The sequence below is a fragment of the Phyllobacterium sp. OV277 genome (assembly GCF_900104355.1).
Classification (GTDB): Bacteria; Pseudomonadota; Alphaproteobacteria; order Rhizobiales; family Rhizobiaceae; genus Phyllobacterium.
This window is the reverse complement of record NZ_FNIY01000005.1, coordinates 1-20,383: the sequence shown is the minus strand read 5'-3', so window position 1 is coordinate 20,383 and position 20,383 is coordinate 1. Positions and strand designations below refer to the sequence as shown.

At 53.8% G+C, this 20,383-nt stretch carries 23 protein-coding genes; 12 read left to right on the top strand and 11 right to left on the bottom strand.

Features of this window, described 5'->3' with window-relative positions; translation table 11 throughout:
- The 10 genes from sctR to BLU05_RS16995 are packed head-to-tail and all read right to left on the bottom strand — an operon-like array spanning position 1 to position 6,911.
- Entirely contained in the window at positions 1 to 654 is a 654-nt protein-coding gene (sctR, locus tag BLU05_RS17040) for a type III secretion system export apparatus subunit SctR (protein WP_091882420.1), read from the bottom strand.
- Entirely contained in the window at positions 647 to 1,696 is a 1,050-nt protein-coding gene (locus BLU05_RS17035) for a FliM/FliN family flagellar motor switch protein (RefSeq protein ID WP_091882417.1), read from the bottom strand. The genes sctR and BLU05_RS17035 overlap by 8 nt, the downstream gene beginning before the upstream one ends.
- A gap of 2 nt (positions 1,697 to 1,698) precedes the next feature.
- Positions 1,699 to 2,142: a hypothetical protein gene (locus BLU05_RS17030; protein WP_091882415.1), complete on the bottom strand. Its 444-nt coding sequence runs from the start codon at positions 2,140 to 2,142 to the stop codon at positions 1,699 to 1,701.
- Between the two features lie 41 nt (positions 2,143 to 2,183).
- Entirely contained in the window at positions 2,184 to 3,497 is a 1,314-nt protein-coding gene (locus BLU05_RS17025; protein WP_244518402.1) for a FliI/YscN family ATPase, read from the bottom strand.
- A 29-nt stretch (positions 3,498 to 3,526) separates the two neighbouring features.
- On the bottom strand, positions 3,527 to 4,138 hold the full coding sequence (gene sctL, locus BLU05_RS17020) for a type III secretion system stator protein SctL (RefSeq protein WP_091882409.1): 612 nt from the start codon (positions 4,136 to 4,138) through the stop codon (positions 3,527 to 3,529).
- Complete coding sequence (locus tag BLU05_RS17015; RefSeq protein WP_091882406.1) at positions 4,135 to 4,785, bottom strand: hypothetical protein; 651 nt, start codon at positions 4,783 to 4,785, stop codon at positions 4,135 to 4,137. The genes sctL and BLU05_RS17015 overlap by 4 nt, the downstream gene beginning before the upstream one ends.
- On the bottom strand, positions 4,782 to 5,579 hold the full coding sequence (sctJ, locus tag BLU05_RS17010) for a type III secretion system inner membrane ring lipoprotein SctJ (protein WP_091883130.1): 798 nt from the start codon (positions 5,577 to 5,579) through the stop codon (positions 4,782 to 4,784). The genes BLU05_RS17015 and sctJ overlap by 4 nt, the downstream gene beginning before the upstream one ends.
- 16 nt (positions 5,580 to 5,595) lie before the next feature.
- Positions 5,596 to 6,006, bottom strand: a complete 411-nt coding sequence (locus tag BLU05_RS17005) for a hypothetical protein (protein ID WP_091882404.1) — start codon at positions 6,004 to 6,006, stop codon at positions 5,596 to 5,598.
- Positions 6,007 to 6,041: 35 nt separating this feature from the next.
- The gene (locus BLU05_RS17000) at positions 6,042 to 6,227 is read right to left on the bottom strand and encodes a hypothetical protein (protein WP_091882401.1); all 186 of its coding nucleotides are present in this window, start codon (positions 6,225 to 6,227) and stop codon (positions 6,042 to 6,044) included.
- 12 nt (positions 6,228 to 6,239) lie between these two features.
- Positions 6,240 to 6,911: a hypothetical protein gene (locus tag BLU05_RS16995; protein WP_091882399.1), complete on the bottom strand. Its 672-nt coding sequence runs from the start codon at positions 6,909 to 6,911 to the stop codon at positions 6,240 to 6,242.
- 358 nt (positions 6,912 to 7,269) lie between these two features.
- On the opposite strand from BLU05_RS16995, the gene BLU05_RS26265 reads away from it, so the two are divergent.
- The 7 genes from BLU05_RS26265 to BLU05_RS16965 all read left to right on the top strand — a co-directional run bounded on the left by BLU05_RS26265 (position 7,270) and on the right by BLU05_RS16965 (position 13,161).
- Positions 7,270 to 7,440 carry a hypothetical protein gene (locus tag BLU05_RS26265; RefSeq protein WP_162700357.1) on the top strand — a complete coding sequence of 57 codons (171 nt, stop codon included), beginning with the start codon at positions 7,270 to 7,272 and terminating at the stop codon, positions 7,438 to 7,440.
- A 102-nt stretch (positions 7,441 to 7,542) separates the two neighbouring features.
- Complete coding sequence (locus tag BLU05_RS16990) at positions 7,543 to 8,448, top strand: SctD/MshK family protein (protein WP_091882396.1); 906 nt, start codon at positions 7,543 to 7,545, stop codon at positions 8,446 to 8,448.
- Between the two features lie 19 nt (positions 8,449 to 8,467).
- Entirely contained in the window at positions 8,468 to 8,863 is a 396-nt protein-coding gene (locus BLU05_RS16985) for a hypothetical protein (RefSeq protein ID WP_091882394.1), read from the top strand.
- Positions 8,844 to 9,203 (top strand): tetratricopeptide repeat protein, encoded by a 360-nt coding sequence (locus BLU05_RS16980; RefSeq protein ID WP_091882391.1) that lies wholly within the window; start codon positions 8,844 to 8,846, stop codon positions 9,201 to 9,203. Before BLU05_RS16985 ends, BLU05_RS16980 begins: the two co-directional genes overlap by 20 nt.
- Positions 9,204 to 9,205: 2 nt before the next feature.
- The gene (gene sctV / locus BLU05_RS16975; protein ID WP_091882389.1) at positions 9,206 to 11,317 is read left to right on the top strand and encodes a type III secretion system export apparatus subunit SctV; all 2,112 of its coding nucleotides are present in this window, start codon (positions 9,206 to 9,208) and stop codon (positions 11,315 to 11,317) included.
- Between the two features lie 52 nt (positions 11,318 to 11,369).
- Positions 11,370 to 12,707 (top strand): type II and III secretion system protein family protein, encoded by a 1,338-nt coding sequence (locus BLU05_RS16970; protein ID WP_091882386.1) that lies wholly within the window; start codon positions 11,370 to 11,372, stop codon positions 12,705 to 12,707.
- Between the two features lie 4 nt (positions 12,708 to 12,711).
- Complete coding sequence (locus BLU05_RS16965) at positions 12,712 to 13,161, top strand: hypothetical protein (protein ID WP_348271765.1); 450 nt, start codon at positions 12,712 to 12,714, stop codon at positions 13,159 to 13,161.
- 41 nt (positions 13,162 to 13,202) lie between these two features.
- On the opposite strand, the gene BLU05_RS16960 is transcribed toward BLU05_RS16965, so the two are convergent.
- Positions 13,203 to 13,997 (bottom strand): tetratricopeptide repeat protein, encoded by a 795-nt coding sequence (locus BLU05_RS16960; protein WP_091882383.1) that lies wholly within the window; start codon positions 13,995 to 13,997, stop codon positions 13,203 to 13,205.
- 132 nt (positions 13,998 to 14,129) lie between these two features.
- On the opposite strand from BLU05_RS16960, the gene BLU05_RS16955 reads away from it, so the two are divergent.
- The 5 genes from BLU05_RS16955 to BLU05_RS16935 form a co-directional block, all read left to right on the top strand.
- Entirely contained in the window at positions 14,130 to 15,167 is a 1,038-nt protein-coding gene (locus tag BLU05_RS16955) for an EscU/YscU/HrcU family type III secretion system export apparatus switch protein (protein ID WP_091882380.1), read from the top strand.
- A 63-nt stretch (positions 15,168 to 15,230) separates the two neighbouring features.
- Positions 15,231 to 15,797, top strand: a complete 567-nt coding sequence (locus BLU05_RS16950; RefSeq protein WP_091883125.1) for a L,D-transpeptidase — start codon at positions 15,231 to 15,233, stop codon at positions 15,795 to 15,797.
- A gap of 150 nt (positions 15,798 to 15,947) precedes the next feature.
- Positions 15,948 to 16,226 carry a metal/formaldehyde-sensitive transcriptional repressor gene (locus BLU05_RS16945; RefSeq protein WP_091882376.1) on the top strand — a complete coding sequence of 93 codons (279 nt, stop codon included), beginning with the start codon at positions 15,948 to 15,950 and terminating at the stop codon, positions 16,224 to 16,226.
- Positions 16,223 to 17,161 carry a CDF family Co(II)/Ni(II) efflux transporter DmeF gene (gene dmeF / locus BLU05_RS16940; RefSeq protein WP_091882373.1) on the top strand — a complete coding sequence of 313 codons (939 nt, stop codon included), beginning with the start codon at positions 16,223 to 16,225 and terminating at the stop codon, positions 17,159 to 17,161. Before BLU05_RS16945 ends, dmeF begins: the two co-directional genes overlap by 4 nt.
- Positions 17,162 to 17,554: 393 nt before the next feature.
- Positions 17,555 to 20,383, top strand: a 2,829-nt coding sequence (locus BLU05_RS16935) for an autotransporter-associated beta strand repeat-containing protein (RefSeq protein ID WP_175540645.1), incomplete at its 3' end; no start/stop codon positions are given.

Genomic DNA, 20,383 nt, shown 5'->3' with positions numbered 1-20,383 from the left:
TCACCTGTAACTGAGAATGAGTCCGTGCATGAGCCGCGACCAGCCATCGACGGAAACGAAAAGGAATATCTTGAGCGGGATGGAGATCAGGGTGGGGGACACCATCATCATACCCATTGCCATGAGAACATTTGACACGATGAGGTCGATGACCAGAAAGGGGATGTAAAGCAGGAACCCGATCTGGAACGCGCGGGACAATTCCGAGCTTACAAATGAGGGTACAAGAACGACCAGATCGTCAGGCTTTACGTTCGCCCGTGCTTCCTCCGACCAGATGCCTTCCGTGGATTGCAGGAAGAACTGTCGCTCGCTGTCTGTGGAATAACGCGCGAGATGTTCCTGCAGCGGGCCGCGCACAACGTTGGCGGCGCGGGTTATGCCCTCAACATTGCTGAGATCGATCGATTGCGTTTCCGCTGCCCGGTAAATATTTCCCACCAGCGGCGCCGTGACATAGACGGTCAGAATAAGCGCAATGCCATACAGCACCAGATTGGGTGGCGATTGCTGGATGCCCAGCGCGTTGCGCACGAGAAAAAGGACAATGGAGATTTTAAGAAAACCGGTCATTGTCACAATGGCGAGAGGAATGAATCCAATCGATGTAACGAGCAGCAGAATTGGTAGGATATTGCCCTGAAGGTCAGTCATTTGCGCCGAGCTGCAAGATGCGAACGCCGAGACCTTCACCCAGCCGTACAATGTCGCCCCGGCCGATCTTGCTGCCATTGGCGAGGATTGAGACCGCGCCCTCGCTGATCGCTGCTACGGGCACAATGCTGCCTTCGGCAAGCTCCTTCACCTCGCGCAGCGACATATCAGTGCGCGCGAGTTCGAATATGACGCGAACAGAAAGATTATCGATTGCCCCTTCGTCCATTGCCGTTCCCCTTTCAACGAAAATTTCATTGTCATCTGGCCGCGAGATTGTGGTCGTGCTCCAGCCACTGTTCAGCATGGCCCCTTGTTCCGATTGGATGCAGCGGGCCTGAAGCTGGCCTGCACAAAGTGCATATAGCTCCCCCGGTGGGCCGCCCTCGCTCATGATTGTATCGCCCGGCTGCAGGGCGGAGATTTCTGCAACACTCAAGGTCTGGGCACCTGCCAACAACTGGATGGGAACCGGCAGGTCGTTCAAATCGAGTGGCGCGTGCGGGGAGACTCCATCCCAGGCCCTGCTGATGAGTTTGCTTGCCTCTGAATTCACTCCAAGCCGTACAATTCCTTCGAACGAAGAAAATGCGACATTAAGATCAAGCTTGATGTCCGCCGCATGCAGATTTGCATCCGCAACGAACTGGATTGGCTTCAACACGGCGGCTTCAAACGGAGAAAGCAGGTCCTCAAGAACTGCTTCGATCAGAATCGCCTGCTGAAGGCTCGACAGCCCATGGAACGAGCCCGGTTTGCACAGTCCACCCATCAACTGTTCGACAAAGCTTCCGGGCAAATCCAGTTGAAAATTCCAGATTCCTGCGGAAACGATAAAGCTGCGCGCCGTGTCACTCGTCACCCAGGGTCGGCCCGATAGCCCGACGGATAGTGGTCTGCCACGCACTTCAGTCATTAGCGGCTGACGGCGCCGATAAAGTGCGTTGTGTGCGAGCAACGCTGCGGGCGAAACAGCCGGAAACGGCTGGTGCTCAACCGTCAGATCGGGCTGTTGTGCTGTGTTTCTTTTGCTGCGCGGCATGATCAGGCCCGCCCTGCGTTGAGAGGAGAGCTGTGGAAATCGTCGCGATCCTCATCTTCCATTTCTGCCCGTAAAAGCGCCTCCGCGCTCATCTCCTGCTGAAATGCCGCCTCCAATTGTTCGAGCGATTTCTGCCGGGCAAGATATTCCGCTGACCTTTTTTCAAGGTCGACCCGCATTTGATCGAGATAGGCGCTTGCCCGTGAATGGGCATTGGCGCTCGCGGCAAGTTGGCGGTCTATGTCCTGAATGTCCTGGTGATATCGTTCAAGCGTCGCCTGACTGACCGTATTACCTGTCATATTGCGCCTGTTTTCATCATCGCGCGCATTCAACTCTGCTGCGAGTTCGAGCATATTGTTATGAGCCTTGAGCTTCAGTGATTCAGCGTCGTTGACATGTCTCTGTTGGACGGACAGAGCATTGATGGCGATCTGCAGGCGCATTTTTCGCAACCGGACAAGTTTTTCAAATCTTTGCCGGTTTTTCAATTTGCAAGCTCCCACATCCTGTCCAAGGTGTCATTGAACGTTGAATGCTCATGGCTTTCCTGCCGCAGGAAATTTGTAATGGCCTGATGTTTCTCAACGGCCTTATCCGTGACCGGGTCTGATCCTGCCTTATATTCATTGACGCGAAGCAGCAGTTCAACTTCTTCGTAGCGGGCCATCATTTCACGAATTGCTGTAGCGCTGGCCTTGTGCGTTTCACCAGCGACAGCGTCCATCAATCGGCTGCGGCTGCGCAAAATATCGATTGCAGGAAAATGGTTTTTCTCAGCCAGTTGGCTGCTCAATGATATGTGGCCATCGAGAATGGCTTTCACCTCTTCCGCAACCGGGTCGAGTGTCTCATCGCCCTCGGTCAGCACCGTATAAAGTCCGGTGATCGATCCGCCAACGCCAGGCCCTGAACGTTCCAGCAGGCGGGGAAGGGCGGCGAACAGTGATGGAGGATAGGCGCGTCTCGTGCCCGGTTCGCCCGCGGCAAGCCCGATTTCGCGCTGTGCACGGGCAAAACGTGTAACGCTGTCCATGAGCAGCAGCACGTCCTTGCCTTCATCGCGAAAATATTCAGCAATGGCGGTAGCGCAATGCGCAGCCTTGACGCGCTCAATTGCGGGCCGGTCGGATGTGGCAACGACAGTCACCGCGCGTTTTCTGCCTTCAACACCCAACTGGACGTCGATAAATTCACGCACTTCCCGACCACGTTCGCCAATCAGTGCGATGACCACGACATCAGCCTTTGTCCCCCTGACGATGCTTGAGATCAGGGACGATTTTCCGGCACCCGGTGCGCCAAAAATACCGATGCGTTGACCGCGTGCGACCGTCAGAAGTCCGTCTATCGCCCGTATTCCGAGTTGCAGCGGATCGCGAACCAGATCCCGATGCAGAGCATTCACCGGCTCAGCGAGGGTTGGATAGAGCGCTAGAATGTCTGTATCTGCTTCGGGGTCGTGGCTGTTGTCGCTGACGATCTCGCCAAGCGCATTGACCACACAGCCCAACAGGCCGGGTCCGACAGGCACCTGCATGATGCTACCGGTAGGGATGACTTCGGCACGCGTGGACATGCCCGCCATATCGCCAATGGGACTGAGAACGGCCTCATCATTATCGAAACCGATGACCTCGGCGGGAATGGTTCGACCGGATACGGGATCACGTATCTCGCATAATTCGCCAATCCGTACCATTGGCAATGACGCATGGATGATGACACCCGTTATCCGGCGCACGCGTCCGTGAACCTGCAGCGGATGCGCACTGATCGCTGCCTTCTGAAAGCGGTTCATGAGTCGGCTGAGATCACTTTGCATGAATGTCAGACCGCTCCGAATTCGGCTTCGTCGCGTGCTGCGATCAAAGCCTGACGAATGATGGACAATTGCGCATCGAGACCGGCATTAACCACGGCACTTGGAGAGACAATCAGGCAGCTTTTATTGTCCAGCCGGGGATCGCCGGTAATTCTGACAGGCAAGCCTTTTTCAAGACCGGTCGATATCTCATGCAGAATTCTTCCCACGTCCTTCTCAAGTTCAGGCGCGACATAGATGGTGAGGGAGCGTTCGTAGCGCAGAAGCTCAATGGCATTGCTTGCAAGCTTGGCAATAACAGCCGGATTGTCGATCTCGCCAATCAACTGCTCAACCACGGACAGGCTGAGATCGATAACCTGTTCCTGCAGTGCTTCAAGATCACGGTCGACTTTGGTTGTAGTCTCGGCCACGAGGATTGCAGCATCCAGTTCACCCTGATGCAGGCCCTGCCGGTAACCTTCTGCCTTGCTTTCATCGAAGGCAGCCTGTGCCGCGCTGCGGATTGCAGCCGCTTCCTTTCGCGCTGCTTCAAGCATTTCCTGCGCGTCAGTCCACAGTGCCGTGTCGCGCGCTGATACAATCCGAGCCACTGGGGTTCTGGGTGAATCCATCATGCGGCCGCCTTATCGGTGACCGAGTTCGATGGATGCCGCACTATAGCGAGCGCGCGCTTCCCGGCATCGCCACGATGTGCCGGTTGTATCTCTTCATCGGAGGGATATTTCAGGCGGAACCATTCATTGATGGATGCAGGCATGCTTTCACGCCAGGTAGAGAGACAGGCTTGGCCATCTCGCCGCATGGCAGCGAGCAAGGCGTCTGGATCGGTTATGACGTCCCCCGAAATTGCCAGATGCCGATTTGCGAGTGCAAGGCTGTAAACCTCTTGTCCCAAAGTCTCCCGTAATCTGTGAACCGCTGCCGACTGAATGATCTGGGCGAGTGAGTTTGCCAGAAACATCGCGCCGAAGCGCAGCTCATAGCCTTTGACGTCCTCGATGGGCATCAGCAATAGCTGCAGGTCCGGTCCTTCCATGGTGAGTTCAACAGGTAAGGCAGGCAATCCAAAATGCTCGCGGATCAGGCGCTGCGTATTGTGACCGATACGTTGCGCGCTGCGCAGAAACTCAATGCCTTCAGGCAAGAGGATACCGTCAAAACATTCCAGCAAGCGGCTGGGATGAATAAATCTGACTGTATGGTTGAAATAGGTGTCCCAAACGGGCGCGGTTTCCTGACTGCCGGGCTTAGACACTGTCATTGTGTCTTTCCATTTCTGACAATATCGGCAGGTTCAAGGGCGTAGGTTACCGGTACCCGGCGCTGCCAGAGAAGAAATCCGATCGCGCCCAGCAGAGCCAGAACAAGCGCCCCAATGGCCGCAGCAATCCAGAACACACGGCTTTCGCTGTCTTTCGTCAACCACAGACCCATATATTCCCGAACCTCAAGTGCAGGCGGAACTTCGCGTGTCTTTTGCGGCGCCGCGACCGGGATGACCGAGACTTTTTCGTAACTGAGGCCGGCAATGCCATTTGCCACAAGCGTTTTGATCTGGGGGATCAATGCATTGATATTGAGCGACGGCTCATGCCGGATGAAAACAGATGCCGATGCTGGTGCCGCAAAACGATTGAGCGGATCATTATCAGCCAAAACGACATGAACACGAGCGGAAAGAACCCCGTCAATTTCCGAAACCGTGCGGGACAGCTCTTCACTCAGGGCATAGATCATCTGCGCCCGTTCCTGAACCGGCGAGGCGACAAGACCTTCCTTTTTAAACACGCTGCCTATGGTGGCGAACTCGGCCTTTGGCAGACCATTTTCGGCGAGCAGCGTCACCGCTTCGGCAAACTGGTCCTCATCGACGACGACGGTCAGTTTCCCATCCTTCTGCGACTTGCGGGTTGCGGAAATCCCATGCGTCAACAGCGTGGCCACAATCTGATTGGCCTCACGCTGATCAAGATTGGTATAGAGATCCGATTTACAGGCCTGCAGGAAACATACGGCGACGAGCGCCAGAACCATGCGTTGGAACTTATGCATCATGGGATTGCTATTGACCTCAACCACCGCCGCGTGTCGTTTCACGAACACTTGTGGTCAACTGAACAGGCACATTTGCGATCATGTGTTGGCGCTGCATCAGATCAAACGACATGGTGAGCCCCTGTATGAGGTTTCCCATTTTGTCCTTGCTCAGCGAAGACTGATCTTTGGGCTGACCAGCGGTTGCTGCAGTTCCGTCACCTGATGCGAAGAAGCGTTGAACTTCAAGTCGTCCACTTTCAAGCCGGTCTGCAACTGTCTTGAATGCAGTGCCGAGACTGCGGCCAACATCGACAGGGCTGGCACCATGGGGCATTGATTGAATAGTCGTTGCGACATGCTCGTAGATATTCTGCTGATTGGCCGAGATCGGCTCGACAAGCTGGTGCTGCGAAACGCCGCTGACCGGAGCAATTTGAGTGACCATTGGAGAGTACCTCGTTGATGGGTTACGGCTGATACTTACTCAGACGAATTGGCTTCGCTCATTTGATCACCCGCAATATCCATGATGAACTGGGTGAACATCGACGTGGCGCCGGAAAGCATTGAGTTCTGCAACTCCTCTTCGAATCGCTTCTGTGCCGCATCATCCGCCGGTGATGTTGCCTGCTGCGGGGTAACCGCTGTTGTCCGTTCTACAGTCATGCTTGAATCTCCTCAGTTTGTCGTTTTGGGCGACGCGTTGGCGGGTTTTGATCCCTGGCTATCCACGCGTTTGCGGGCGGACTGCAATTCAACGGTTTCATCAACGGTTGAACCGCGACCACGAAACACGCGTACTCTGGGATCGTCGTCAGCTGCCGGGGGAGGCTGGATGGTTGAGATAACCTCCCTTGTCACTTCGATATAGGACGGCGGCCCGGAGACGCGCAGCGCCGCGGCATTCTTGCTGTAGTTGATAGAGAAACGCTCGTCGTACAGCTTCATACGTTTCATTTCACTCAGCACGACATCGCCAGTGAGTCGCCCCAGCTCGATAACCTGCGTCTTGAATTCGTCACTGGGGCTGACGTGAAGAATCGCGCCGTCGAAATACCAGTTCAGGCCATTGCCTTCTGCGAGTTCATCGAGAAATTGCCCAGCCGTTTGCGCTTTGATCTGTCCGCGGATTTGGCCACGCACCTGACCATCAAGCACCACGGGAAATCCAAGATTTCGGCCGAATTCCTTCATGGCTCCTGGCAAGTCCTGATTGATCAACACATAATTATAAGGTCTGTTCGTCCATTCCGGCAGCGCGGCTGCGGCTGACGCGCCTGCTATTACCACCACTGCGGCGAGTGCCGTCAGGAAAGCGGAATAACCCAAATAGGCGATATTTTCTCCCACGCTTTCACATCCCGGTTCAGCAAACTCACCGTTGAAGGATTACAATTGTGAGTATTCGCTGTCAATGTTATTGTGATATAGATGTGAGCGGATAAAACCTCATATGCGTGACGAAATATTATCAATCCTTTATGGAAAAAACATTATAAAACAGTATGTTACTCATAAATTATTCCAATTTCCCAAAGTGGGGTTGTAATATTTGTAAGACAAAAGAGTGATTGGTAAGTGCGATCTCCTTTCTGTAATATTGCCAACATATGAGTATGCTGTTAGTTGTGAGTTAGCACTGATTTGTGCTTTAACAAGGCTCGCAGTGTCGAGCTGATAGTTAATTGAAACGCAAAAGGGATTCATCATGGCTCAGTCAGGTTCCGTAAACGCTTCCTCATCATCCACCAACTTCGACAGCAATCTTGCTTCCCTGAAGGAAGCATTTGATCGCATCCAGAAAGAAGCAACGCAGACAAAGCTTGCAACAATGGATGGTCAGAGCGTGCTGGATATTGCCAAAGCAAAAATTGGCTAATTTCTACCGGAGAGCGGGTGGCCCCAAGCCATCCGCTCTCTTTTTTCTTTGCGCGCGCCATGGGGCGCGAATGCTGGCGACCACAACAAATGCAGGTTTCACATGATGTTGATGAAGCAAATTTCTGGCGCCACAAGTGAATTGACGTTGAATGTTCTTGATGGTGTCCATCGCGGTGTAACCGTTCCTATTTCGGGCGACGATTGCGAGATCGGCTCGTCAACGGACTGTGACCTGTTTCTAAGCGACAGCTCGATAGAGGGTCGGCACTTTTCAATTCGCCGTGCCGGAGCAATGGTGGTTATTGGCGCCCATGGCGGCGAAGTGATCATTAATGACCGCACAAGACTTGATATCGGTAAGGGAATGCGCACCAAGCTGCCCGTGAAAATCTCGGCTGGCGGTGTCTCCATGGTTCTGGATGGTCCAGCCAATGCGCGGCATAGTCTGCAATCTTATCTTCAGCCTTTGCGCAAAGCCGGGTTGTTCGGTGGTTGCGTCGCGCTATTGGGCTTGTCCATCGCACTTGTTCAGGCCGGTGTTGCCAGCAATCTTGATGGTCGTCGTACCGATTCGACAATCGCTGCTGCGTCGCAGGTTGTTCCCGATGTTTCGGCTGCGGCTGATCCCCAGCAAGTGCTCAACCAGATGCTGGCGGATAATGGCCTTGGTGCCCTTGATGTTCAGTGGGATGGCTCGCGTGTCCATGTTGATGGCGCAGTCGATCCAGCGCAGATGAAGAAATGGGCTGATGTCCAGTACAGATTTGATAGCCAGTATGGCAGCCACAACGTCGTGTCGAGCAGCGTGCATGAAGTGGCAAAGAAGATTCAACCAAAGTTCAAATTGCAGGCGATCTGGTTCGGAGAAAAACCCTACGCAATTGCAGCTGACGGTTCGCGTCTCTACACAGGCGCCGCGCTGGAGGATGGCTGGATCATCAAGGAGATCGGGGCTGACAGGCTTGTCGTCAAGCGCAACGTCGAAGAATTCACATTGACATTCTAACGGGCGGGGAGAGAGGCCAATGGCGCTTGATCTGCGTCGTACAGAAGGGCGGGAGCGGGCGGAACGGCTGTTGCCGACCGTTGGTGATCGTTCTGGCGCGAATGCAGCAACGGATGTTCAGTCTTTTGAAGCTGCGTTGCGCAGCACCAAGCTTTTCAACGAACGCGGGAAGAATGCAAACCGCAAGCGTACGGACAAATTTTCGCGGGTTGACACATCTGCAATCGGCAAGCTGAAGGGCTTCCATAGCGAAGAAATGCTTCTGCACATTCTGGAACATGTCTTGCCTGTTCTCGAACTTGGACCGGAAATTGCCGCCATCGCCGCAGAATTGATGCAGGAAGAAATCGATAAATGCCGGGATGTGAACGGTCGAATTGCAGAGGTAAAGTCCGTTGAACTTCAGCGAGCGTGAAAGCGCCGAATATCTTCATACATTAGGTCGGCTCTATTGGCGGGCAGGAAATCTGGATCGTGGTCTGGTATTCCTGCTGCTTGCAGCGCGTGTTGCGCCAGATGATGTGGCCATTCTCAAGACGCTCGCCGTGGTGTTCATCGAACAGGGCGCGGCCGCCCGCGCCCTCACGACCATAGATCGCATTGCGGGATTGGGTGAGGAGTTTGAGCTGGAATTGGCGGCGCTGGAGAGCCGTGCCTTGTGGACGGCAGGACAGTATCAGGAAGCCCGTGAGACGTTCTCTGACTTCATGACCAAAAGATCCGCATCCCCGACAACTGCTCCGGCGGGATCGTGACGATGAAGATACTTTTGCAGCTTAACCAACTGGCCCGAATGGCGGCGAAACGTACTGATCTGATCGTCGCGGTCATGGTGCTGCTGGCAATCGCCATGATGATCCTGCCTTTGCCCACGGTGATGGTGGATGTGTTGATCGGTATCAACCTCGCTTTCAGCCTGATGGTCTTGATTGTATCCTTCTATATTTCCAAGCCTGTGGAGTTCTCGGCGCTGCCCTCTGTGGTCTTGCTGGGAACATTGTTTCGCCTGTCTCTTACCATCACGACAACGCGTCTTATCCTGCTGCAGGCAGACGCGGGCGATGTGGTCAATACATTCGGGAATTTTGTCGTGGGCGGCGAGATCGTCGTTGGCCTCGTTGTCTTCCTCGTGATTACCGTCGCCCAGTTTGTGGTCATCACTAAAGGTGCGGAACGTGTGGCTGAGGTGGCAGCGCGCTTCACACTTGACGCACTGCCGGGCAAACAGATCAGCATCGACAACGAAGTGCGCAATGGCGACATAGACGCCGCTGAAGCCAAGGTTAAACGGCAGAATCTCGAACGGGAAAACCAATTTTATGGCGCCATGGACGGCGCTATGAAATTCATCAAGGGCGATGCCATTGCCGGTATTATCATTATCGGTATCAATTTGATCGGTGGCCTCAGCATTGGTATCTGGCAGCGTGGATTGTCCTTTGGCGAGGCGGCTCATACCTATTCGCTGCTGACAGTCGGTGACGGTCTGATTGCCCAGATACCGGCGTTGCTTGTCTCTGTTGCTTCGGGTGCAGTCGTAACACGCGTTGCCTCACACGGTAATCAGGATCTGGGAACCGAAATCATTGGCCAGCTTGGCGCCGATCCGCGCGCGATCTCTCTGGCTGCTGTCATCCTTTTCCTGCTTGCCTTTGTTCCAGGCATGCCCGTGACTGTATTCCTGTCGCTAGCAGCCGTGGCTGGTGGCCTTGCATTCATGCGCAAGCGTCAGATCAAGGCTGAGAATGCAGTCTTTGCGCTGGAAAATGAAAGCAAGGAAGTTGAACTTGCGGCACCGGAACCATCGCGTGAAACCATGTCGCGACTTGCAGTCTGGCTTGGTGAGGACCTTGGTAAAGCGATTTCGGCTGAAAAATTTGCCACGGGCGCCGATACAATCAAACGCCGTATATTCATTGATCTTGGCATCAATATTCCGCAGGCCCAGCTCTGGCCAACCGAAGACGGCGACAAGAACGATTTCCGCATTGATCTTGAGGGTGTGCCGATTGTCGAGGGTGCGATTGAACCCGAGCATCTGCTTGTTCTGGATTCGGCGACAGATCTGGATTTGATGAGCATAGACTATGAGGATGCGGGATCGCTCATAGGCCGCAGATCGACCTATTGGGTTCACAAACAGCACGAGCAGCAGCTCATTGATGCGGGCATAACGTTCCACGCTCCTGATGCTGTTCTTCTTGAAATCATGTTCCACGCCTTGCGGCGTTACGCTTCGCATTTTGCCGGCATTCAGGAAACAAAAGCCCTGCTTGCCGCTTGCGAAAGCCAATACGGGGAACTGGTGAAGGAAGCGGTTGAAGTCTCTTCTGTGCAGAAGATTTCCGAGGTTTTGCGCCGTCTCGTTGAGGAAGATGTGCCCATCACCAACATGCGGGCGATCCTTGAAACGATCGTGGAAAATGCACCGCAAGTCGAAAATGCCCATCAGATGGCCGAACTCGTTCGGGGCGGTCTGGCGCGGCAGATCAGCCATCGCCGTGCGGAGAAGAACCGGATCATTCCGGTGTTCATTCTGACACGGCAGATTGAAGAAGCGATCCGGACCGCTTTGAGGCAAGGCAATTATATACAGGACGACGTGTTGAAGCCGCTCATTGATCAGATAAGCGCGCTCCTGAATTCCGGCGACCCGATGTTGAAGCGCTCGGTGCTGACATCGATTGATATCCGCAGGCAGATTTACAGCGTTCTTGCTGGCCAGAATGTCGATATTCCGGTGCTTTCCTATCAAGAAATCGCCTCTGAATTCAACGTGCAATCACTGGCAACTATTGCACTGCCTGCACCGGAAAAACCTTCATCGCTGAAGGCCGAACGCAATGACCAGACGGAAACAGCCGGATAGTCCGGCATGCAAGGTCGGGGGACCCAGAATAGTGAAATACCTGATACTCAATATGAAACGGTCCTTTGGCTTGCGGCGCGGCATGATGCTGTGTGCTCTGCTTCTGGGCGCAATATCGATGATCTTCATGGACGGAACTGCGTTCTCGCAAACAATCAGCGTGGATGCGATGACCGGTCAGCCGTTGAAACTGATACAGGGGCAGGGCGTCATTATCCGCTTTGACCAGCCTGTTGAGTCAGTCTTCGTTGCCGACACCCAGATAGCCGATGTTCGCGTCGTCTCCCCCGGAGCGATCTATGTGTTCGGTTCGGCTGTTGGTACCACAAACCTCATCGCGCTCAATGCGGATCAGACTTTGCGCGGGACAATGAAGCTTATTATTTCCGGCAATACCGACCCTGCAAAACAGTCGATGAAGACGTTGCAGCCCAACACGGTCATCGATGTAAAGCTGTTTGGTGAAAAGACGGTTGCGACGGGTAAAGCCCGGTCTGTCGGCGAAGCTGTCGATACGGAATCGGTCATCCAGTCCTATGCAAAACCCGGCAACCCTCCCGTCAACAATACCACGATACAGGGTGCCAATCAGGTCAATATTCGTGTGCGATTTGCCGAAGTTTCGCGCAATTCGCTCGAACGCTATGGATTGAACTGGAGCGCCTTGATTGATAGTGGCTCATTTTCATTTGGCATCGTAAAGGGTAGCCCTCTTGCGACAGTTCCCGGTGGTATCAATGCGCATCTTGGGACGGGGAATGTGAATGTCGATGTTCTGCTGGACGCTCTGCAGAACAATGGCATTTTGACGGTTCTTGCGGAGCCGAATATCACAGCCGTAACCGGCCAAACCGCCAGTTTCCTTGCCGGTGGCGAAGTTCCGATTCCGGTCCCAGCTGGCGACCGGCAAATCGGTATTGAGTACAAGCAATTTGGTGTCTCGCTGCAATTCACACCGGCGCTTCTTCCCAACAACCGCATTTCGCTGCAGGTCAAGCCGGAAGTAAGCACAATCTCGGCTGCCACGGGTGTCTCCATCGGCGGTATCAGTGTGCCGGGTTTCAAGGTTCGCAGGGCCGATACAACTGTTGAAATTGGCAGTGGTCAGACATTTGCCATAGCGGGTCTGTTCCAACGGGAAGAGACGCGAGAACTGGAGAAAACTCCTATTCTTGGCGACGTTCCGATCCTTGGAAGCCTGTTCAAATCGAAAAAGTTTCAACGCAATGAGACCGAGCTTGTCATTCTCATAACGCCCTATCTGGTTCAGCCACGATCCGACAGGTCGCTGAAAACGCCGCTGGACAGTCCAAGTGGTGCACTATCTGCGCCGGTTGCCAAGAAACGGCAGGTAGCGAAAAAGGGATACGGGTTCTATGTGGGAGATTAAGAATATGAAAATGAGCCCACGCCAGATTCTTCATTTTGCCGGGTTGTGCGCCCTCTTGGGTGTGGGCGGCTGCCAGACCCAGCCTGAACCCTATTCCCCCAATTATCACTATGTTTCCACCGGCCCTGTTGCGGCAGGCAGCAAAGGCAAGATCGTGCGCAAGGGGTATGACAGGCCGGGTGAGAGAGGTTATGCCGCTGAGGGCCGAATGCTTGTTCCAGACGCGTGCACCACCCCTGACAATACGCCGGATGCGCTGTATCTGTCTTCAGGTTGCGCCAACAATCTCAATCTGCAACTGATGGCGGAAAAAGAGGGCGACCTGGTACGCGGTCGAGACATGGGTCCGGCCATGGCAGCGCCCGTTGCGCGTGCAGCCAAGCGCATAATCGAGGGTGACGAGCGCGTTGGAAGCAAGCCAGCGGAGTCCACCACCAATCTTGGGGGAAACTGATTTCAAGCAGGTTCCGCTTTATGCAGAACTTGCTGTGCGTATCAGCCGGAAGCGATCACACCGATCGCTTTGGCGCGGGACGCAGGATCTTTGATTGTCACAGCATTGGCAGCCTGGCGAAGAATGGTTTCCTTGCCTGCTGCTGTCATCTCAGGGACATTGACCGCGCGGGCTTCGTCGGTACGGCCTGACATACGCAAGATAACCGCGTAATTGATAAGCTGGCGTCTTTCCACCAATGGTGAATTGACCACTTCCTGCATTGTCGAGGTGGCAACGGGGAATTTTCCGCCAATTGCCTGTGCCAATGCAAGATTTGTACGGGTGTCAAGCTTGCCGGGTTCGATTGCGAGCGCCTTGTTGAAAGCGTTTTCCGCATTTTCTGTTTGCCCGAGCAGGATATAGGCTGTGCCCAGCTTGTTATAGATTCTGCCTGTTGGCTTCTGCGTTGCAGCTGCGCTGAGCGAGCGAATGGCACCCTGCGCATCGCCGCTTTGCAACTGTATTGAACCCAATCCTGTCAATGCGTCACTGTTATTGGGGTTTGCGGTCAGGATGCTGCGATAAACCGTTTCGGCGCCTTCGAGATCATCCGCAGCCTCACGCGCCTTTGCCAAGCGCAGTTGGATGGCCGGATCTGTCGAGGATGTTGCTGCGCGCTCGTAAAGCGCAAGCGCTGTTCCCTTGTCGCCACGTTTCTCGACATCGGCAGCAAGTTTCATCAGCCGGGCTTGATCGGTCATTTGCGGAGTTGGCTTTTCGGGTGTGGTGTTACAACCGGACAGCGCGAGCAGCACCCCGCCATATGCCAAAGCATTCGCCCAACGTAGTGCCATGCAACTCTCCCCCGCGAATATTCACAGCTAACTCAATAGCGCATATGATATCAGTTTCACAAGTTTCATAATTCGTTTTGTGAGTGTTGCCGTTTGTGGCACAAATGACGGACTGAAATGCGGATATGAGCAGTGACAGACACCAGTGAAGAAAAAAACCTACCGGCGTCAGACAAGAAAATTGATGATGCGCGCGAGAAGGGACAGGTAGCGCATAGCACAGACATGGTATCGGGAGCGACATTGCTGGGAGGAATCGTGTTTCTTTCCAGCATATTGGCATCGCTGCAATTTCGCGCTGAATCAATGTTCGAGGAAGCCGCGCGATTTTACGAACAACCGTTTGCAGATGTGTTGTACCGCATGACCCGGATAGCCATTGGCGGCTTCCTTACATCTGTACTGCCTATCCTCATCATCACAATTGCCATCATCATAGTCACAAATGCGGCCATTACCGGAGGCTTTGTGTTCTCGACAGACCCGTTGAAGCCGGATTTCAGCCGGATCAGTCCTACGACGGGGTTCAAGCGGATATTCTCCCTGAAAAGCGTCGTGGAATTTCTGAAGGGCATCGTGAAGATATCATGCCTCGGCGTGGCTTTTATCATTGTGTTCCGGTCGGGGCTGGAAGCTCTGTTTCAATCGCCTTCCTGTGGCGGCGCGTGCACGCAGGAAACTTTTTGGGCGATGGTTCGCCCGCTGGCGATAACGACGATCATAGCCTTTTTGATCGTTGGTGCCGTTGATGTCGTGCTGCAACGCTGGTTGTTCATGCGTGAAATGCAGATGACGCAAAGTGAGCTTAAGCGCGAGCGCAAGGATATTGAAGGCGATCCGGCAGTGCAACGTGAGCGGCTGGCAGAGCGGCGCGCCACAAGTGCGGTGAGAGTTGGTCTCAAACACAGTTCACTTCTTATCATAAGCCGCGATCGCCTCATCATAGGTGTGCGCTATGTCGCGGGAGAGACGCCTGTGCCAGTACTGACCTGCCGTTCTACGGCAGACAATTATCACGTCATGCTTGCCCGGGCTCAGGCGCTGACCATTCCGATGTATGAGGACGAAGAACTCGCACAGGATCTTGAAGCTGTCAGCATCGGAACCCCTGTTCCTGAACGCAGATTTAGTGCCGTTGCCAATTATCTGGTGGCAGCCAAGGTGATTTGAATTAACGACCGCCGGAGACATCTCTTGTTATCATTCAGATATTTTGCAGTTCTTGCCGCCCCCATGCTTCTGTTTGTGGTGCAGTCTACGTATGCACAGAACCAACCGGTGGATGCTATTTCACCTGAATACCGAGATTTTCTGTTTGGCGAATCCGGATCGAACTCCCCGCAGCGGACGCATCGTCCGACCCGGATAGCAGATCCGAGATACGTCACATATACGGGCAATGAAGCTGCTGGAACGATCATTATCGACACACGGAAGATGTCACTTCTGTTTGTGCTTGGAGACCGGGCGCTGCTCTATCCGATTGGTGTTGGCCGCGAGGGTTTCGCATGGCACGGTGTTGAACAGGTGAGCCGCAAGGCAGAATGGCCAAGTTGGACTCCACCAGCCGATATGCTGAAAAGACGCCCGGATTTGCCCGTTTCAATGTCGGGAGGACCTGACAATCCGCTTGGATCACGGGCGATTTATCTCGGTCAAACTCTTTATCGAATTCACGGTACGAACGAGCCGGAAACCATTGGAACAACATCGTCATCAGGATGTTTCCGGATGCTGAACAGCCACGTCAATGATTTGTATGGGCGGGTCAAAATTGGCGCGAAAGTTGTTGTGATGTGAAGCTGAGACAGAGCCCATACCGTCGTTGATCTAAACAGTTTTACCGACACGGAATGAACCCGGCACGGTTGATCTGATACCTCTTTGCTCAACGGTTGGCTGGCGCGTTCATCTTGCATGAAAGCAAAATATAGGGTAGGGGGGTATATTATGAGTCATACAATCGCAGAAAAGACCAAACTGATCGCTCGCATCCGTCGCCTGAAAGGGCAGATGGAGGCTGTTGAACGTGGCCTGGAAGCGGAGGTGCCGTGCGGCGAAATCCTGAACCTGGTCGCTTCCGTGCGGGGTGCAGTGAATGGCCTGATGGGCGAACTCATTGAAGATCACATTCGGATGCATGTGGTCGATCCGGACAAAGACGAGGATGCCGAGAGGGCGCAAGGGGCGGCAGAGCTCATTGATGTTGTAAGGAAATATCTCAAATGACGCAGAACCAATCGACGCATTTAGAGTCAGGTTCGCACGATCATGTGTTCCTTGGTGACAATCATGCCCGTAACGAGCGCCGGACATGGCTCGTCATCATCCTGACGACTGTGATGATGGTTGCCGAAATTATTGCAGGCACGGTCTATGGCTCGATGGCATTGGTCGCTGATGGCTGGCATATGTCCACTCACGCAGCAGCTATGCTCATTGCGGCTCTGGCCTATCTCTACGCAAGGAAACATGCCCGTAATCCGCGTTTTACCTTTGGAACCGGGAAATTCGGCGATCTGGCTGCGTTTGCCAGCGCCGTGGTTCTTGCCCTTATCGCCATACTGATCGGCTGGGAGAGTTTTCTGCGCCTGACCAATCCGATCCCGATCAATTTTCCGCAGGCGATATCCATCGCCGTCGTTGGTCTTGCCGTTAATCTGATCTGTGCCTGGCTTTTGCGGGATGATCATGCGCATCACGGGCACCACGACCATGATCACCACCACACTCATGCACATGATAACAATCTGCAGGCGGCATATGTGCATGTGCTGGCTGACGCGCTGACCTCTGTATTGGCAATCGGCGCGCTCACGGCGGGAAGCCTCTATGGATGGCTCTGGCTTGATCCGGCAATTGGTATTGTTGGTGCGCTGGTCATCGCCAACTGGTCGTGGGGCCTTATCCGCAACGCTGGTGGTGTTCTGCTTGATTATGTTCCGTCAAACGAGGATTTGCCGGAAGAAATTCGCACTGCCATTGAACTGGAAGGCGATGTCATTACGGACCTTCACGTGTGGCAGCTTGGACCGGGTCATCACGGGGCGATTGTATCAATCATAAGCGATCATCCGGAAGCGCCTTCTTCCTATCGTGCAAAACTGTCGCATATCCATGACCTGTCGCATGTGACGGTCGAAGTTGAGCAGAAAGCGGCTTGATTAGCGCCGGTTGAAGTGATTTCGGATCAACTGATACTTATCCAGACAAGCCACATAATAACGACGTCAAACATGGTCAGGTCACGAGCCCAAAGCGTGTTTCATAGCGTGCAGCCGTTATAGTGCAATCTACTTGCGCCAAGCTGCCAAAATTGTCTTCCCCATATTCCCTGTCATTCCAGAGGGTTGGTTTGTTCGACGCTGTTTGTGTTGATCAAATGACGGGAAAGCAAGACTCTCCGCAAGAAATGTTGTTAAACTGACATATGCATCGTCTAATGTTGGAAAAATAACATTTTGAATTCGTCAATTTGATATTGATCGTAAGGCGGGGGCTACATCATGCAAAAGCAGCAGAAGCGGAATAGCACACTGACAGCATTGAGGATTGGAATGGCTAGCAGTGCCATTGCAGTCCTTGCCTGCGGGGTTTCATCCCCGGCAATGGCACAGGATGCGAACACAAAAAACTACTCTGTGAAGTTCATGGCCTTTAATATCTGGAATCTTGGGGCCAACTCGAAAATCTGGGACCCGGCGCAAAAACTGGCCGGTAATCTTGTCTACACCGATGCAATGAAGCAATTGCTTCGCAGCGTGGCACCGGATGTACTGGTGCTCCCGGAATTGAACAATAACGGAAGCGCTACTTTCAAAGGTACAAGTGTCGCTGATTGGTTCGCGCAGAACACGCTTGATGTGATGAACAGCGGACCACGAAAGCAAGATAGCTTCGTCACCGCACAGAAAAACCCGGATGAAGGCGCGAAGGGCAGCGGCAGCCTCTTTTCATCCGTTGCCTTTCAAAATTTACCCGGAGACTCAGTCAGGATTAATCCGGGTAACGGCTTTCCCACCGCGATCGTCAACAGCGTCCATCTGAACTACTACGACGAGTCGACAAACCGGATAAGGCAATCAAAGGAACTCAACATTGCCGCTGCGGCCAACCCCGTTCCAACAGTCATCCTCGGTGATTTCAATGCGGGCGATATATCCGAGCGCGGGCTGAACAGGAAAGAGCAGCAGCTGCTGGTCATCAAAGCGGCTGGCGGAAACAGCTTTTATAAAAAGCTCGCTAACGAATATCTGGCGCTAGCCGATACGGCAAAATATCGGCAGACAATTCAGGATGCATTTCCCGGTCAAAACATCGATTCATTATCGTGGACGCAGTGGGGAACAGCTCTGGAGACAGCCATGAAGGCTGGAAAGGATACCGGCCTGCAGGATGAAACCTATCCCGTTGCCGACAATCTGCCGGTGACGATGAATATTCTGAAAAAGCAGTATCAGCTTTTCCAGTTGGAGCGAAACAGGGAGCAGTTTCAGCCAAGCCGGGTGGGTGATGAACGTGCCACCTGGACCAGCGATGGCGAAGATGCAACCAACACATGGGCCAGCTGGGATCGCGTCACCATTGATCATATCATGATGTCGCGGCCGTTCGCGAAATGGACCGAGATTGGCGATACGGGTAAATCTACAGGCAATCTTTCCGGTAGCGCCCGTCTGCCATCGGGGGGGTCTTTGTCCGATCACGAACCCGTGGCACAGGATTTGCGCTGGATTGGGCCGCAGCTTGAAAATTATACCGAGGGTGCAGGAGAAAAGACCCGGCTCGTCTGGGGCTCTGGTGCTTATAATTTCGCCGGGCAAAACAAGGAATTTTATCTAACCCGCAACAATAACCGCAACGATGTTTATCTCGGCCAGATTGCCGATGCTGATGGCAATCCTATCCTCACTGGTCTGACACTTGCCGAAAAGAAGACCCTGCTGAATTGCAAAAGCACAGACGCCCGTTTCCAGCAGGCGATCAAGGACTATTGCATCGACGATCATTCATTCATTGGCGAAACGCTCGTAACCGATGGTGGCACTGTTATTGTTGATGAAGATGCGGCTTTGGGGGGACGTCAGGCCAAACTCAGGCTCGCCTATGGTGGCCTTCGAGTCGTTGGTCAATCCATGCACAATCTCGACCGCGCTGTGTCTTTGGAACAACCGGGCTGGATTGATATATCCGATGCCGGCAATACTGTATCTGTGGATCAGGGCGTGACGGGTGCCGGCAGCCTGACAAAGCTCGGCGATGGTACCCTCGTCTTTGCCAGTGCCAACAGCTACATGGGCGGAACCTTTGTCGAGAAAGGCACGCTGAAATCAGGCATTGCCGGTGGTTTTGTCGATGGTACCAACTATCAGGTCAATGGCGGCAGTCTTGACCTCAATAATTACAGCCTGTCGATGTCGTCGCTATCGGGTCAGGGCGGAAGCATCAAGCTTGGCAGCGCGTCACTCGGTGTGAATCAGGCGATCAACACTCGCTATAATGGCAATATTGACGGCACCGGCAATCTGACCAAATCGGGTGCTGGCTGGCTGATCCTCAACGGACAGAGCAGCTATAGCGGCTCAACCTTGATCAACGGTGGCGGATTGGTCATTGGTGACGCTGACCATCCGGGCGCCAAGCTTATGGGCGATGTAACCGTTGGTGCAGGTTCGACCCTTGGCGGCAGTGGGACAATCGGCGGTTTGACCGTAGCAAGCGGCGGTACGATTGCTCCCGGAAATTCGATTGGCACGCTATCTGTGGCTGGCAATGTCAGCCTCGGCGCTGGCTCAACCTATCGTGTCGAGATTGATCCTGCTGGATCAAGCGACAGGATTGCGGCAAGCGGATCGGCTGTTATCGCGGGTGCCAATGTGGATGTGGTCAAAGTCTTGGGCAACTACATGCCGGGACGTCGTTATACCATTTTGAGTGCAGATGGCGGCATCACCGGCGCCTTCGGAAACCTCAGCCAGAATATGCCGTTTGTTGACCTTGGTCTCACCTATGATCCGCGTACCGTCTATCTTGATATTGCCCGCAATAAAGTCTTGTTTCCTTCCGTTGGCGTGACAGGCAATCAGCGGATGACGGCAGCAGCGGTTGAAACATTGGGTGGTGGCAACGCTGTTTATGACGCTGTTGTTCTACAGGTGGGCGCCGATGAAGCGCGTGCTGCGTTTGGCCGGTTGTCGGGTGAGGCACATGCCTCGGCCAAGACAGCACTGGTCAATAGCAGCCAGTTGTTGCGCAATGCGGCCAATGACCGGATCAGGGCAGCCTTTGGCGATGTGGCGGCTGTTGATGTGCCTGTCATGGGTTATGGCCCGGATGCCAAGGCGCTGGTTCCGTCTGACGCACCTGTCATGGCCGCCTGGGGTCAG

Bases quoted from the DNA above. Each gene is read 5' to 3' on its own strand.
- sctR (WP_091882420.1), bottom strand. From the start codon at position 654: ATGACTGACCTTCAGGGCAATATCCTACCAATTCTGCTGCTCGTTACA.
- BLU05_RS17035 (WP_091882417.1), bottom strand. From the start codon at position 1,696: ATGCCGCGCAGCAAAAGAAACACAGCACAACAGCCCGATCTGACGGTT.
- BLU05_RS17030 (WP_091882415.1), bottom strand. From the start codon at position 2,142: ATGCGCCTGCAGATCGCCATCAATGCTCTGTCCGTCCAACAGAGACAT.
- BLU05_RS17025 (WP_244518402.1), bottom strand. From the start codon at position 3,497: ATGAACCGCTTTCAGAAGGCAGCGATCAGTGCGCATCCGCTGCAGGTT.
- sctL (WP_091882409.1), bottom strand. From the start codon at position 4,138: ATGATGGATTCACCCAGAACCCCAGTGGCTCGGATTGTATCAGCGCGC.
- BLU05_RS17015 (WP_091882406.1), bottom strand. From the start codon at position 4,785: ATGACAGTGTCTAAGCCCGGCAGTCAGGAAACCGCGCCCGTTTGGGAC.
- sctJ (WP_091883130.1), bottom strand. From the start codon at position 5,579: ATGATGCATAAGTTCCAACGCATGGTTCTGGCGCTCGTCGCCGTATGT.
- BLU05_RS17005 (WP_091882404.1), bottom strand. From the start codon at position 6,006: ATGGTCACTCAAATTGCTCCGGTCAGCGGCGTTTCGCAGCACCAGCTT.
- BLU05_RS17000 (WP_091882401.1), bottom strand. From the start codon at position 6,227: ATGACTGTAGAACGGACAACAGCGGTTACCCCGCAGCAGGCAACATCA.
- BLU05_RS26265 (WP_162700357.1), top strand. From the start codon at position 7,270: ATGGCTCAGTCAGGTTCCGTAAACGCTTCCTCATCATCCACCAACTTC.
- BLU05_RS16990 (WP_091882396.1), top strand. From the start codon at position 7,543: ATGATGTTGATGAAGCAAATTTCTGGCGCCACAAGTGAATTGACGTTG.
- BLU05_RS16985 (WP_091882394.1), top strand. From the start codon at position 8,468: ATGGCGCTTGATCTGCGTCGTACAGAAGGGCGGGAGCGGGCGGAACGG.
- sctV (WP_091882389.1), top strand. From the start codon at position 9,206: ATGAAGATACTTTTGCAGCTTAACCAACTGGCCCGAATGGCGGCGAAA.
- BLU05_RS16970 (WP_091882386.1), top strand. From the start codon at position 11,370: ATGAAACGGTCCTTTGGCTTGCGGCGCGGCATGATGCTGTGTGCTCTG.
- BLU05_RS16965 (WP_348271765.1), top strand. From the start codon at position 12,712: ATGAAAATGAGCCCACGCCAGATTCTTCATTTTGCCGGGTTGTGCGCC.
- BLU05_RS16960 (WP_091882383.1), bottom strand. From the start codon at position 13,997: ATGGCACTACGTTGGGCGAATGCTTTGGCATATGGCGGGGTGCTGCTC.
- BLU05_RS16950 (WP_091883125.1), top strand. From the start codon at position 15,231: ATGCTTCTGTTTGTGGTGCAGTCTACGTATGCACAGAACCAACCGGTG.
- BLU05_RS16945 (WP_091882376.1), top strand. From the start codon at position 15,948: ATGAGTCATACAATCGCAGAAAAGACCAAACTGATCGCTCGCATCCGT.
- dmeF (WP_091882373.1), top strand. From the start codon at position 16,223: ATGACGCAGAACCAATCGACGCATTTAGAGTCAGGTTCGCACGATCAT.